This window comes from Synechococcus sp. RSCCF101 (assembly GCF_008807075.1).
Taxonomy (GTDB): domain Bacteria; phylum Cyanobacteriota; class Cyanobacteriia; order PCC-6307; family Cyanobiaceae; genus RSCCF101.
Map to the genome: position 1 here is coordinate 2,065,670 of NZ_CP035632.1, position 12,856 is coordinate 2,078,525.

Sequence of the window (12,856 nt, forward strand, 5' to 3'; positions counted from 1 at the left end):
CGTCCCAACTCGTGCCCCCAAGCTACCACCGCAGCGCCAGACGCGCTCACAGGGGCCTCTGAGGGGAGAATCCTGAAGGGGGTGCATCCCCACCTGCTGCCACCCAACGCCGTGAGCACCGATCCGCTGGTCATCGTTCTGCTCGGGCCCACCGCCGCCGGCAAGAGCGACCTCGCCATCGCGCTGGCCGAAGCCCTCGATCTGGCTGTGCTCTCGGTGGATTCCCGGCAGGTCTACCGCGGCATGGATGTGGGCACAGCCAAACCCACGCCGGCCCAGCGGGCCCGGGTGCGCCACGAGCTCCTGGATCTGCGCGATCCCGACGACCCCATGAGCCTGCACGAGTTCCAGGCGGAGGCCCATGCGGCCATCCGCCTGGAGCATCAGCGCCGCGGCATCGCTCTGCTGGCGGGGGGGAGCGGCCTCTATCTGAAGGCGCTCACCGACGGCTGGCAGCCCCCGGCCATCCCGGCCCAGCCGTGGCTGCGCCATCAGTTCACCGGTCTGGGGCAGGAGGTGTGCCATGCGCTGCTGCGCCAGTGCGATCCCCGGGCGGCGGAGCGCATCGCCGCCGCCGACAGCGTGCGCACCCAGCGGGCTCTTGAGGTCCTCTACGGCAGTGGCAGGCCGGTCTCGGAGCAGCGCAACCGGCGCCCTCCGCCCTGGCGGGTGCTGGAGCTGGGGCTGCTGCCGGCGGATCTGAACCGGCGCATCCGGGAGCGCAGCGCCTCCCTGTACAGCGGCGGCCTGCTGGAGGAGACGCAGACGCTGATCGATCGCTACGGCGCTGATCTGCCGCTGCTGCGCACGATCGGTTACGGCGAGGCCGTCGAGCGGATCCGCGGTGGCCTCCGGCCGGAGGAGGCCCTCAGGACGACGATCCGGCGCACGCAGCAGCTGGCCAAGCGCCAGCGCACCTGGTTCCGCCGCCAGCACAGCCCCACCTGGCTGCCGGCGGGGGAGCCCCCCCTGACAGCCGCGTTGACGGCGATCAGGAGCGTTCTAGGGTGACCAGCAGACGGCGATCCACCATGGCCCGCACCCACGGACCCGAGGCCCCGCCGTGCCTTTGCCCCACCTCCTGAATGCCCCCACGTCCCCGTTTTGATCGCCGTGCTCCTGTCCGGGAGCTCCCCAACATCAATGAGCGCATCAGCTACCCGCAGCTTCGGGTGGTCGATTCGGACGGCAGCCAACTCGGGGTGATCGACAGGGAGGAGGCACTGAGCGTCGCCAGGGACCGGGAGCTGGACCTCGTGCTGGTGAGTGAGAAGGCGGATCCACCGGTCTGCCGGATCATGGATTACGGCAAGTTCAAGTTCGAGCAGGAGAAGAAGGCCAAGGAAGCGAAGAAGAAGTCACACCAGACCGAGGTCAAGGAAGTGAAGATGCGATACAAGATCGATTCGCACGATTATCAGGTCCGCATCGGCCAGGCGAGTCGCTTCCTCAATGCGGGCGACAAGGTGAAGTGCACCGTGATCTTCCGCGGTCGTGAGATCCAGCACACCGCCCTGGCCGAAAAACTGCTGCGCCGCCTCGCCGGCGACCTGGAGGAGAAGGCTGAGATCCAGCAGGCGCCCAAGCGGGAGGGTCGCAACATGATCATGTTCCTCACGCCCCGCAAGACCCCTCTGGCCAAGGAGAAGGACAAGGCTCAGGAGTCCGCCCGTGCCGTGCGGACCCTGCCGACGCCGGCACGTCTCAGCGCGGCGGAATGAGTCCGTCGCGCAGGAGCGCGCTCAGCTCCTGCCAGCCCGCGGCCGCGGCCGCCGGGCGATGGTCCGCCCGGCCCTCGCACATGTAGCCGTGGCCGGCCTCCGGCACGCGGATCAGGCGCAGCCTTGTCCCGCTGCCGTCGGCAGCGCGGAGAGCGGCATCAAGTCGGTCAATGTCATCGCGCGGAATCAGGGGGTCCCGCTCGCCGCAGAAGCAGAGCAACCGGCCCGGCACATCGGGCAGCACGCCCAGGGTGGGGGGGCCTCCGCCGGGCCGCCCGGAGGCCATTCCGGCTCCGTAGAAGGATGCGGTGGCCGCGATCAGGGGCAGGCTCGAGGCCAGCACGGCCACATGACCGCCGAAGCAGAAGCCCACGCAGCCCAGACCTGACGGGGACGGAGCCGCCAGCTGGGCCTGCAGCCATCGGCCGGCCGCCGCCACGTCCGCCAGCAGCTCCTCGCTGCGGGTCAGGTCCTTGTGGGAACGACCCTCCGCCAGGTCGGCCTCGCCATAGCTCAGATCGAGCATCGGTGCGGTGCGGGCGAACAGGGGCACCGCCAGCGCCCCGTACCCCCAGCCGGCGAGACGGCCCGCCACCGAGCGGATCCAGGGGTTGAGGCCGAACACCTCGGGCAGCACGAGCACACCGCCGCGCCAGGTGCCGGCATCGGCGGCCGGGCGGGCCCACCAGCAGCGGAGGTCGGTCGGGCGCACACCGGGCCCGGCATCCACCGCCAGGCTCTGCCAGCCGGCCTCGATCGGCAGGGGCACGGACCCGGATGGGCTGAGGTCGGGACGGGTCACGGCGATGGAGCCTGAGGACGTCCATGCTCGGACAACAGGGCCCCCGCAGCAGAGCATTGACCGCGGCCGCCGCCAGGCCGGCCCCGCCCCGGGTGCCCTCCAGCCGGATCTGCCTCAGCCCGCTGGCGGCCAGATGCCGCTTGCTCGCCACCACCCCGACGAATCCCACCGGCATGCCGATCACCAGCGCCGGGCGGCAGCGCCCCTCAGCCGCCAGCAGCAGCAGCCGTTCGAGCGCGGTGGGGGCGCTGCCGATCAGCACGAGGGCGGCGGGGTGCTCCGCCATGGCCCGCTCCAGACCCGCCGCCGCTCGCGTGCCTCCGGCGGGGGCCACGTCAGGGGCCCAGCGCAGGATCGAGTGCACGGGATTGGAGAAGGTGCGGCGTGCCATCGGCGCCACGGCCTCCCGGGCCATGGCGGTGTCGGTGAGGATCACGCCGCCGCGGCGCAGGTGCGCCACGCCGGACTCGCAGGCCCCCTCGCTGAAGCGCAGGGCGGCGGCCAGGCCCGGATCGCCACCGCTGTGCACCACCCGCTCCAGCACCTGCTGGGGCAGGCCCTCCAGACCGGTGGGCCCCAGCCTCAGGCGAATCCGCCGCAGGCTCTCGGTCAGGATCGGATGGTCCAGGTCGGACGCCATGCCCGTTCATCTCCTCTGGGGTGACGACGACGCCGCTCTGCATCGAGCCGCCGAGGAGCTGATCGCCGAGCTGGTGGATCCAGCCTGGAGCAGCATGAACCTCACCCGCCTCGACGGTGGACAGGCCGGCCAGGCGGAGGCGGCCCTCGAGGCCGCCCGAACCCCACCCCTCGGCGGTGGCTGCAGGCTGGTGCTGCTGCAACGCAGTCCCTTCACCCAGAGTGCGCCGCAGGAGCTCGGCCAGAGGCTGGAGGCCAGCCTGCCCCTGATCCCGGAGAACAGCCACCTGGTGCTCTGCTCCCCCGCGAAACCCGATGCCCGGCTGCGCAGCACCAAGGCCCTGCGGGCTGTCGCCGCGGAACGCAGCTTCAACCGGCCGGCCCCCTGGGATGACAGCGGCCAGTTGCGGATGGTGCGCGAGGGAGCCTCGGCCCGCCACCTCGAGCTCAGCGACGCAGCCGCAGCGGCCCTGGTGGCCGCCGTCGGCAACGACTCCGGCCGCCTGGCGATGGAGCTGGAGAAGCTGGCGCTGCTGGCCGACGGCGGACGGGTCGAGGTCGAGGCGGTCACCGCCCTCTGCCCGGACCGGCGCAGCACCAGCCTGGAGGTGGGGGAATCGCTGCTGCGGGGCGAGACCGGAACGGCATTGCGGCAGCTGGATGCCCTGCTGGCCCTCGGGGAACCGCCCCTGCGGATCGTGGCGACCCTCACCGGGCAGATCCGCGGCTGGCTCTGGGTGGCGCTGCTGGAGGGAGAAGGAGAGCGGGACGTGGCGGTGATCGCTCAGGCCGCTGGAATCCGCAATCCCAAACGGATCTACGTGCTGCGCCGGCAGCTGCAGGGCCAGAGTCCGGAACGGCTGCAGCGGCTGCTCACGCAGGTGCTGGAGATCGAGGTGCTGCTCAAACGCGGCCAGAGCGGCCCAGACGCCTTCCGGAGCGGCCTGCTCATGGCTGAGAGCGGATAATCGGCGCTTGCCGGAACCCGCCCCGCACCATGGCGCTGTATGTCCTGAAATTCGGTGGCACCTCGGTGGGCAGCGTCGAGCGGCTCCAGTGCGTCGCCGACCGCATCAGCCGGCGCCGGGAGGAGGGTCACGATCTGGTGGTGGTGGTCTCGGCGATGGGGCACACCACCGACGAGCTGACGGCCCTGGCGCGGGCGGTCTGCACCGACCCGCCCACCCGGGAGATGGACATGCTGCTGGCCACCGGCGAGCAGGTCTCGATCGCTCTGCTGGCCATGGCCCTGCAGGCGAAGGGGGTTCCGGCCCTCTCCATGACGGGAGCTCAGGTGGGGATCGTGACCGAATCGGCCCATGGCCGCGCGCGCATCCTCGAAGTGCGCACGGATCGGCTGCGCCAGCGTCTCGATGAAGGGAACGTGGTCGTGGTGGCCGGGTTCCAGGGCACCAGCAGCGGAGCCGGCGGCACCGCCGAGATCACCACGCTGGGCCGTGGCGGGTCCGACACCTCGGCGGTGGCCCTGGCGGCGGCTCTGCAGGCGGATGCCTGCGAGATCCACACCGACGTGCCCGGGGTGCTCACCACTGATCCGCGCAAGGTGCCCGAGGCTCAGCTGATGGACCGGGTGTCCTGCAACGAGATGCTGGAACTGGCCAGCCTGGGCGCCTCCGTGCTGCATCCGCGCGCCGTCGAGATCGCCCGCAACTACGGCATCCCACTGCTGGTGCGCTCCAGCTGGAGCGACGAGCCCGGAACCCTGCTCACGAGCGACCATCCCCGCGCAGTGGGACGGGACGGCCTTGAACTTGGGAAACCGGTGGATGGCGCGGAGCTGGTGCAGCAGCAGGGTGTGCTGGCCCTGGCCCAGATGCCGGACCGGCCGGGAGTGGCGGCCCAGCTGTTCGAGGCCCTCTCCGCTGCGGGCCTCAACGTGGACCTGATCGTGCAGGCCACCCACGAGCAGGCCACCAACGACATCGCCTTCACCCTGGCGGCCGAGGAGCTGGACGAGGCCCGCCGGGTCTGCCGGGATCTGCTCGATCAGCTCTGCGCCCAGTCCTGCAGCGTGACGGCCGAGGCCGGCATGGCCAAGATCAGCATCTCCGGTGCGGGGATCATGGGCCGCCCCGGTGTGGCGGCTCGCCTGTTCGACACGCTCGCGCGGGAGGGGATCAACCTGCGGATGATCGCCACCAGCGAGGTCAAGGTGAGCTGCCTGGTGGCCGGAGATCAGGGCCGCCGGGCTCTGCAGGCGGCGGCCGAGGCCTTCGAACTGTCGGTGCAGCAGCTGCTCATCGACCCGATGCCGGGAGGCGCCGGGGAGCCGGAGGTGCGTGGCGTCGCCCTGGACCGGGACCAGGCCCAGATGGCCGTGCGCCAGGTGCCCGACCGGCCCGGCACGGCGGCGGCCGTCTGCCGGGCCCTGGCCGAGGAGGGCATCAGTCTCGATGCCATCGTCCAGTCGGAGCGCAGCCACGGCGAGGGCGCCGAGCGCTGCCGGGACATGAGCTTCACCCTGCGCCGGGACGACCATCGCCGGGCCGCCAGGGCGCTGGAGCCGGTGCTGGCCCAGTGGCCCGGTGCCCGCCTGGAGGCGGGACCGGCCATCGCCCGCGTCAGCGCGGTGGGGGCCGGCATGCCGGCCACCGCAGGAACGGCGGGCCGGCTGTTCCGGGCCCTCGCCGACCGCTCGATCAACATCGAGATGATCGCCACCAGCGAGATCCGCACCAGCTGCGTGGTGGCCGAAGCCGATGGAGTGGAAGCCCTGCGGGCGGCTCACGCGGCCTTCGGGCTGGGGGGCACGGTTCAGCACCGGGTGGAGGGCGGTTGAGAAGTCCGCACCACCGCCGGCGGCTCCTGCTGGCAGCCGGCCTGGACGGGCTCGGACTGGTGCTGCTGGCGGTGGTGGTGGACCAGCTGCGCCGGGGCTTCCTCGAGCGGCAGCTCGGGCTGCTGCTGGTGTTACTGCTGACCTACTGGCTGTTCAGCTGGCTCTTCGGCTCCTACACCCTGCTGCGGCTCACCCGGCCGCGGCCGGGGCCGGTGCTGCTCCGCCTGGCGGCCGCCAGCCTGGCCGGCATCGCGGCAGGAGCGCTGATCGGATGGTCGATCCGCGCCGACCCGGACCTCACCCTGCTGCATCGCGGCAGCCTGATTCCCCTGTTCGGCCTGATGGCGCTCTGGAGCGGGCTGGTGCGGCTGGGGCTGCGCCGCTGCGACCCGCCCGTGAGTGGCCGCCACTGGCGGATCGTGGCCCGTGCCGATGAGGTGGAGGCCATCCGGCGGGAGTGGCTGGCCGTGGGCGGAGAGTCCCCTCCTCCCATCCTTGTGGCGCAGGCGGAGGAACAGATTCTCGAGCGAATCGAGCCCGGGGTCGGCGTGGCCATGAGCCCGGCCGTGCTCCAGTCGGACCGGGGTCAGCGGCTGGGTGAGCAGCTGGCCTCCCGGGGCAGCCCCTTCACCTCCCTGGCCCTGCTGGCCGAGCAGGAACTCAGCTGTCTGCCACCCCGCTGGGTCACGGGCCAGTGGCTGCTGTTCTCCCAGAGGATCGACGGCGGTCCCGGCGGCTTCGACCGTCAGCTCAAGCGTGCCGCCGATCTGAGCCTGGCCGCTCTCCTGCTGGTGGTCGCCTCGCCGCTGCTGCTGCTGGCAGCGCTGCTGATCCGCCTGCAGGACGGGGGGTCGGTGCTGTACCAGCAGGAGCGGTCCGGCCTGCTGGGCCATCCGTTCACCCTGTTCAAGCTGCGCAGCATGCGATCCGACGCGGAATCGGGGGAGGCCCGCTGGTCCCAGCCCAGCGACGACCGCATCACCCCGATCGGGGCCTGGCTGCGCCGGACCCGGCTTGATGAACTGCCGCAGCTGATCAATGTGATCCGGGGCGACATGAGCCTGATCGGCCCGAGACCGGAACGCCCCGAACTCGAAGTGGAACTGGAGCAGCGGATTCCCAACTACCGCCTGCGGCACTGGATCCGACCCGGCCTCAGCGGCTGGGCCCAGGTGCACCTGCCCTACGGCTCGAGCGTGGGGGATGCGGAGCGCAAGCTGGGCTTCGATCTCTATTACCTGCGCAACGCCAGCCTCTGGCTCGACGGGCTGATCCTGCTGAAGACGATCAAGACGGTGCTCAAGGGAGCCGGTCGCTGAGATCCGCTTCGGCAGAAGCGCGTCGCTCGGCGCTCCCGAACCGGGTCAGTGAACCAGCCGCTGGCGCAGCTGCTTGATGCGGTCGCGCAGGTTGGCGGCCTCCTCGAACTCGAGATTGCCGGCCGCTTTCTTCATCTTCTCCTCCAGCTGTTCGATCAGCTGGGGCAGGGCCTCCAGGGTCAGGCCCGCGTCGGGATCATGGGCGAGTGCCTCGGCGGTGCGACCCGCCGCACGGGCCAGATCCCCCGAGCCGGCATCCTGCTGCAGGCGACGGGAGAGCTCGAGAAAGGACAGGATCGCGTTGCTGGAGCGCTTGCCGGCCGCCTGGGGCACCACCCCATGGGCTTCGTTGTAGGCCTGCTGGATCGCCCGCCGCCGTTCGGTCTCGTCGATCGCCTTCGCCATGCTGTCGGTGAGAGTGTCGGCGTAGAGCAGCGCCACACCTTCCACATGACGGGCCGCCCGGCCGATGGTCTGGATCAGGGACCGTTCCGCCCGGAGGAAGCCCTCCTTGTCGGCGTCGAGAATGGCCACGAGCGAAACCTCCGGCAGGTCCAGTCCCTCACGCAGCAGGTTCACGCCGACCAGCACGTCATAGGCACCGTTGCGCAGGTCCTGAATGATCTCGATGCGCTCGATCGAGTGAATCTCCGAGTGCAGGTAGCGGACCCGCACACCGTGCTCCGCCAGGTAGTCCGTCAGGTCCTCAGCCATGCGCTTGGTGAGGGTGGTCACCAGCACGCGCTGCTGTCGTTCCGCCCTGAGGCGCACCTCGGAGAGAAGATCATCGACCTGGCCATCGGTGGGACGCACCTCGACCACCGGATCGAGCACCCCAGTCGGCCGGATCACCTGCTCCACCACACGGCCGTCGCTCACCCCCAGCTCCCAGTCACCGGGGGTGGCGCTGACGAAGAGGGTCTGGCGGGCCTTCTGCCAGAACTCCTCGCCCTTGAGGGGCCGGTTGTCGGCGGCGCTGGGCAGGCGGAAGCCGTGATCGATGAGCACCTGTTTGCGGGCCCGGTCGCCGTTGTACATGGCCTGCAGCTGGGGGCAGGTGACGTGACTCTCATCCACCACCAGCAACCAGTCCTCGGGGAAGTAATCGATCAGGCACTCCGGCGGCGAACCGGCGGCCCGGCCGGCGAGGTGGCGCGCATAGTTCTCCACACCGTTGCAGTAGCCCACCTGCTGCAGCATCTCCAGGTCGTAAGCGGTGCGCTGCTCGAGCCGCTGGGCCTCCAGCAGCTTGCCCTGACCGTTGAGCCAGTCGAGGCGGTCGCGCAGCTCTTCGCGGATCGCCGTCACCGCGGCATCCAGCCTCTGCTTGGGAGTGACGAAGTGCTTGGCGGGATAGATGCTCACCGCATCCAGGCTCTGGAGAATCTCGCCGGTGGTGGGATCGACGTAGCGGATGGCCTCAACCTCATCGCCGAACAGCTCGATGCGCACGAGACGATCCTCATAGGCCGGGCCGATCTCGAGCACATCGCCGCGAACACGAAAGCGGCCGCGAGCGATCTCCACGTCGTTGCGGCTGTATTGGTTGTTGACGAGCTCCCTCAGGGCACCGCGGAGATTGAGCGTTTCTCCAACAGCAAAAGGCACGGCAGCCTTGAGATATTCCGATGGTATTCCCAGGCCGTAAATGCAGCTGATCGAAGCGACCACGATCACATCACGGCGCTCGAACAGGGATCGAGTGGCAGAGTGACGCAGCATATCGATCTCTTCGTTGATCGATGCTGTCTTGGCGATGTAGGTATCACTGACAGGCACGTAGGCCTCAGGCTGATAGTAGTCGTAATAGGAGATGAAGTACTCCACCGCGTTGGCGGGGAAGAACTCACGCAACTCGTTGCACAGCTGCGCCGCCAACGTCTTGTTGTGGGCCAGCACCAGTGCCGGTCGGCCGGTCTTCTCGATCACATTGGCGATCGTGAAGGTCTTTCCCGTCCCGGTGGCACCGAGCAGGGTCTGGTATCGCTCGCCGCCATCGAGCCCCTGCACCAGCGCTTCGATCGCCTTCGGCTGATCGCCGCTGGGGCTGTAGGGCGCCTGCAGCTGATAGGCGGGCATGGTCAGTTCAGTGCCGCACGGGTGAAGTCCACATGCAGACCGAGCGCCCGGAGAATCAGAGTGCTGACCAGGCTGTAGACCACCGCCCCGAGCGCCGCGCTGAACAGCCCGTTCCTAAGGCGGAAGCCTTCAATCAGCCAGGCGGCGACGCTGAACAGAATGATCGTGATCAGCCAGTTGAAGAGGAACGTGATCGGTGCGATCAGGCCACCGAGAGAGCTGATCGCCCAGGGCAGGGCCAGGAGCAGCTTCAGGGGGACGACCAGCAGGCTGCCGAGCAGACCGATCGCGATGGCCGCGAGCAGGGCGGTGCCGAAGCCCGACACCTCCACGCCCAGCGGCAGGTAGGCCACCAGCAACAGCACAACCGCCCGGACGGGCCACTGCAGCAGCCAGATCAGTCCACCCATGCCAGCGCGGCCGAAGCGGCCGATCCGTGATCAGCGCGCACTGTAGAGAGCGTGGGCCGGGGATCAGACCACAGGCACCGGCCGCGGGGACGCGATCGCATCGCGCAGGGAGCGCACGGCAGCGACCATGGCCAGCTCGTCCTCGAGGCGGTTGATCACCGATCCCACACCCACACCGCTGGCGCCGGCCGCCAGGGCCATCGGCGCGGTCACGGCGGTGAGGCCGGAGGCGCAGAGAACGGGCGTGTCCAGGCCGGCCTGAACCAGGGCGGTGCGGATGGCATGGGTGGCCGCCAGGGTCGGGGCCGCTTTCTCGATCAGCCCGAGAACGCCCGGACTGACAGGGCGTGCACTGGTGCCACCCTCGGTCTGGATCATGTCGGCACCGGCCTCCGCCAGGGCCACCGCCAGCTGCTCCTGCCCGTCCATGGGCAGGGTGTGGGGAACGGTGACGCTCAGGACGACATCGGGCAGCAGACGGCGGGTCGCCAGGGTGAGGGCCATCACCTCCTCGGCATCGAAGACCCGGCCCTCGGGATAGAAGGCGTCGTAGTTGCCGATCTCGACCATGGCCGCACCGGCTGCGACGGCGTCGGGAAAGCGCTCAGGCTCCACAGCGCTCACGCAGACGGGCAGACCGCCGGAGGCCTCCCGGGCCAGACGCACCAGGGAGGGATCACAGGCCACATCAAGACAGTCGGCGCCGCCCCGCCCTGCCGCCACTGACACCCGCGCCACCCGATCGGCATCGAAGTTGGCCAGTCCGGAGATCACCTTCAGCAGGCGGCCCCGGCGCAGGCTGGCGCGGAGGGCAGCGGGAAGGCGATCGAGGCGGGAGTCGGAAACGGCCATGGACACGGTCGCGGTGCTGGCAGGATTCTCCCACCCTCCGATCGCCGCGGCGGCCTGATGGACGGCCCCAGCAGGGAGCGACTCCGGCCGAGCAGAGCGGCGTCAGCCACCGCTGGCGCGCTCAGGCATCTGCGGCAGCAGCTGCAGCGGGACCCCCTGCTGCTGCCGGAGCAGGAGTCCCTGCTGCTGGCTGTGTCCGGTGGGCAGGACTCCATGGCCCTGACTCAGCTGCTGCAGGACCTCCAGGCCGCCCGCGGCTGGCGGCTGATCCTCTGGCACGGCGATCACGGCTGGCACCGCGACTCAGCCGTGATCGCCGCGCAGCTGTCGCGCTGGGCGGAGCGCCGCGGGCTGGAGCTCCTGGTCGACCGGGCCCCCGAGGGTGCGGCCCGTGGGGAAGCCGGTGCCCGGGACTGGCGCTATGCCGTTCTGGAGCAGCATGCCCACGCCCGCGGATGCCGGCGGGTCATCACCGCGCACACCGCCAGCGACCGGGCCGAAAGCCTGCTGCTGGCGATGGCACGGGGGTGTCACCTCAGGGGGCTCTGCGCCCCGCGCCGATGGCGGCCCCTCGGTAGGGGTGGCGGCTGCTGGCTGGCCCGGCCCCTGCTCGGCCTGGACCGGCGGCAGACCGCACAGCTGTGCCGGGAGCGGGCCCTGCCGGTGTGGCCGGACCCCGGCAACGCCGATCTGAACCCGAGCCGCAACCGGGTGCGCCATCTGGTGATGCCGGTGCTCGAAGCGCTCCACCCCGGGGCCGGCCGGCGCATCAGTGGACTCTCGGAGGCGATGGCCCGACTGCAGCAGCCGCAGGAGGAACTGATCCCGCTCGCCCTGCGCCAGCTGGCTGGGGCGGCCGGGGTCGGAGGCGAAGCCGTGGCCCTGGAGCGGGAGGGCCTGAGCAGGCTGTCGGCGGACACCGCTGCCCTGCTGCTGCATCACTGGCTCCGATCCGAGACGGGTTCGGCGCCCGGGCGCGAGGTGATGGAGGACCTGGTGCACCGCTTGCTCCGGGATGGCGCGGCAGGCAAGCTGTGCCTGCCTGGTCCCTGGGAACTCAGCTGGACCCGCTGCCACGTGCATCTGCACCGGCAGGACGGCGGCGGATCCTCCCGGGACCTGACGGCGGACAGCAGGGATCACCAGGCCCCCACCCTCAGCCCCGGCGACTGAACAGGAATGGAACGGCCCTTCGAGCAGCGCTACGCGGAGGTGGAGCGGGCCTATGCCGAGGGCCACTTCCAGGTGGCCCGGGACATCACCCTGGAGCTGCTGGGTGAGCTGGACCCACTGCCGGAGGCTGAGGAGTCCCGCATGGCGGCGCTGCTCTGGCAGGCCCACCTCTCACTGCTGCTGGGCCACATCCAGCTCTACGGATTCCAGGAGATCAACGCGGCACGGCAGGCCTACGGGCAGGTGCTGGCCGTTTCGCAGGACACCACGCTGCAGGAGCTGGCCAATCAGGGTCTGCAGGCCTGTGAGGCGATGGCCGCGGAACCCCCCGCGGCAGCGGCGGCGGACCTGCCCGACTCCGAACCGGTCGCTGAGGCTGAGCCTGCCGCGACGGCCGCCTCCCAGACCTCAGCAACACCCACGACGACCGCCGCCGTCTCACCCAGTGCCATTCCGGAGCAGCAGACCCGCACCGCCGGCAGTGAGCCGGCCATGCCCTGGCTGGAGCAGATGGCGGAGCGTCCGGCTGGGGCGAGCGCCGGCCTCAGCGACGCGCCGGACTGGCTGACGACCGTCGATCCAGCCGCGACCAGCAACCTCGCGCTGGCACCCTCTCAGGGGCCGGTGAACGAGGTCGAGCCCGCGGCACGCGAGGAAGAGCACCCGATCGCACCGGTCGCTGTTCAGATTCTCGAGGACACCGCTGCTGAAGAGGCGACGGCAGCGGAGATCCGGGGGCGGGATGACGCGCCGGAGAGGGCCCCGGCGGCCGCTGAACCAGACCTCGGCGGGGCGGAGGCGGCCCCGGAACCCGACGCAGACGCCGAGGCGATCCAGGCAGAGCCCCTGGCTCCCGGCACCGATGACCCCACGGTGACCGTGGAGCTGGAGGGCGAGCCCGTCAGCGATTCGGAGGAGCCCAAGCCGGACTCCTCGTGGCCCGAGCACCTTGAGGTGGAGGCTGTCAGCGGGGAGGGCGAACCGGTCGACGAGGCTCTGCTGGATCCCGAGACGGATCCGGACTTCGCCGCCGGCCTGCTGCGGGTGGTGCTGCGCTGAGC

Annotated in this window: 11 protein-coding genes and 1 pseudogene; 7 read left to right on the top strand and 5 right to left on the bottom strand. The window is 70.5% G+C overall.

Going from position 1 to position 12,856, the window contains the following annotated elements; translation table 11 throughout:
- The first annotated feature begins 111 nt into the window (after positions 1-111).
- Complete coding sequence (miaA, locus tag EVJ50_RS10115) at positions 112-1,011, top strand: tRNA (adenosine(37)-N6)-dimethylallyltransferase MiaA (protein ID WP_150883833.1); 900 nt, start codon at positions 112-114, stop codon at positions 1,009-1,011.
- A gap of 74 nt (positions 1,012-1,085) precedes the next feature.
- Entirely contained in the window at positions 1,086-1,721 is a 636-nt protein-coding gene (gene infC, locus EVJ50_RS10120; protein ID WP_150883834.1) for a translation initiation factor IF-3, read from the top strand.
- On the opposite strand, the gene EVJ50_RS10125 is transcribed toward infC, so the two are convergent.
- Both EVJ50_RS10125 and EVJ50_RS10130 read right to left on the bottom strand, forming a co-directional pair.
- Positions 1,705-2,523: a dienelactone hydrolase family protein gene (locus EVJ50_RS10125; RefSeq protein WP_225322891.1), complete on the bottom strand. Its 819-nt coding sequence runs from the start codon at positions 2,521-2,523 to the stop codon at positions 1,705-1,707. The genes infC and EVJ50_RS10125 overlap by 17 nt on opposite strands.
- A 43-nt stretch (positions 2,524-2,566) precedes the next feature.
- Positions 2,567-3,163, bottom strand: a pseudogene (locus EVJ50_RS10130) (precorrin-8X methylmutase); the annotation flags it as partial.
- On the opposite strand from EVJ50_RS10130, the gene holA reads away from it, so the two are divergent.
- The 3 genes from holA to EVJ50_RS10145 are packed head-to-tail and all read left to right on the top strand — an operon-like array spanning position 3,162 to position 7,281.
- On the top strand, positions 3,162-4,130 hold the full coding sequence (gene holA, locus EVJ50_RS10135) for a DNA polymerase III subunit delta (RefSeq protein WP_150883836.1): 969 nt from the start codon (positions 3,162-3,164) through the stop codon (positions 4,128-4,130). The pseudogene EVJ50_RS10130 and the gene holA overlap by 2 nt on opposite strands.
- A gap of 29 nt (positions 4,131-4,159) precedes the next feature.
- On the top strand, positions 4,160-5,962 hold the full coding sequence (locus EVJ50_RS10140; RefSeq protein ID WP_150883837.1) for an aspartate kinase: 1,803 nt from the start codon (positions 4,160-4,162) through the stop codon (positions 5,960-5,962).
- Complete coding sequence (locus EVJ50_RS10145; RefSeq protein WP_150883838.1) at positions 5,959-7,281, top strand: sugar transferase; 1,323 nt, start codon at positions 5,959-5,961, stop codon at positions 7,279-7,281. Before EVJ50_RS10140 ends, EVJ50_RS10145 begins: the two co-directional genes overlap by 4 nt.
- A gap of 45 nt (positions 7,282-7,326) precedes the next feature.
- Here EVJ50_RS10145 and uvrB read toward each other — a convergent pair whose 3' ends face one another.
- The 3 genes from uvrB to EVJ50_RS10160 form a co-directional block, all read right to left on the bottom strand.
- Positions 7,327-9,360: an excinuclease ABC subunit UvrB gene (gene uvrB / locus EVJ50_RS10150; protein WP_150883839.1), complete on the bottom strand. Its 2,034-nt coding sequence runs from the start codon at positions 9,358-9,360 to the stop codon at positions 7,327-7,329.
- 2 nt (positions 9,361-9,362) lie between these two features.
- A complete protein-coding gene (locus EVJ50_RS10155; RefSeq protein ID WP_150883840.1) occupies positions 9,363-9,770 on the bottom strand; it encodes a phage holin family protein in 408 nt (135 codons plus the stop codon).
- 63 nt (positions 9,771-9,833) lie between these two features.
- Positions 9,834-10,622: a DUF561 domain-containing protein gene (locus EVJ50_RS10160; RefSeq protein ID WP_150883841.1), complete on the bottom strand. Its 789-nt coding sequence runs from the start codon at positions 10,620-10,622 to the stop codon at positions 9,834-9,836.
- 57 nt (positions 10,623-10,679) lie between these two features.
- Between EVJ50_RS10160 and tilS the strand changes: the two genes are divergently transcribed.
- Together tilS and EVJ50_RS10170 are read left to right on the top strand one after the other, a co-directional pair.
- Positions 10,680-11,795, top strand: coding sequence for a tRNA lysidine(34) synthetase TilS (gene tilS / locus EVJ50_RS10165; RefSeq protein WP_150883842.1), 1,116 nt, complete (start codon positions 10,680-10,682; stop codon positions 11,793-11,795).
- A 6-nt stretch (positions 11,796-11,801) separates the two neighbouring features.
- A complete protein-coding gene (locus EVJ50_RS10170) occupies positions 11,802-12,854 on the top strand; it encodes a hypothetical protein (protein WP_150883843.1) in 1,053 nt (350 codons plus the stop codon).
- The last annotated feature ends 2 nt before the right edge of the window (positions 12,855-12,856 follow it).

Bases quoted from the DNA above. Each gene is read 5' to 3' on its own strand.
- holA (WP_150883836.1), top strand. From the start codon at position 3,162: ATGCCCGTTCATCTCCTCTGGGGTGACGACGACGCCGCTCTGCATCGA.
- EVJ50_RS10140 (WP_150883837.1), top strand. From the start codon at position 4,160: ATGGCGCTGTATGTCCTGAAATTCGGTGGCACCTCGGTGGGCAGCGTC.
- infC (WP_150883834.1), top strand. From the start codon at position 1,086: ATGCCCCCACGTCCCCGTTTTGATCGCCGTGCTCCTGTCCGGGAGCTC.
- EVJ50_RS10170 (WP_150883843.1), top strand. From the start codon at position 11,802: ATGGAACGGCCCTTCGAGCAGCGCTACGCGGAGGTGGAGCGGGCCTAT.
- tilS (WP_150883842.1), top strand. From the start codon at position 10,680: ATGGACGGCCCCAGCAGGGAGCGACTCCGGCCGAGCAGAGCGGCGTCA.
- uvrB (WP_150883839.1), bottom strand. From the start codon at position 9,360: ATGCCCGCCTATCAGCTGCAGGCGCCCTACAGCCCCAGCGGCGATCAG.
- EVJ50_RS10155 (WP_150883840.1), bottom strand. From the start codon at position 9,770: ATGGGTGGACTGATCTGGCTGCTGCAGTGGCCCGTCCGGGCGGTTGTG.
- EVJ50_RS10160 (WP_150883841.1), bottom strand. From the start codon at position 10,622: ATGGCCGTTTCCGACTCCCGCCTCGATCGCCTTCCCGCTGCCCTCCGC.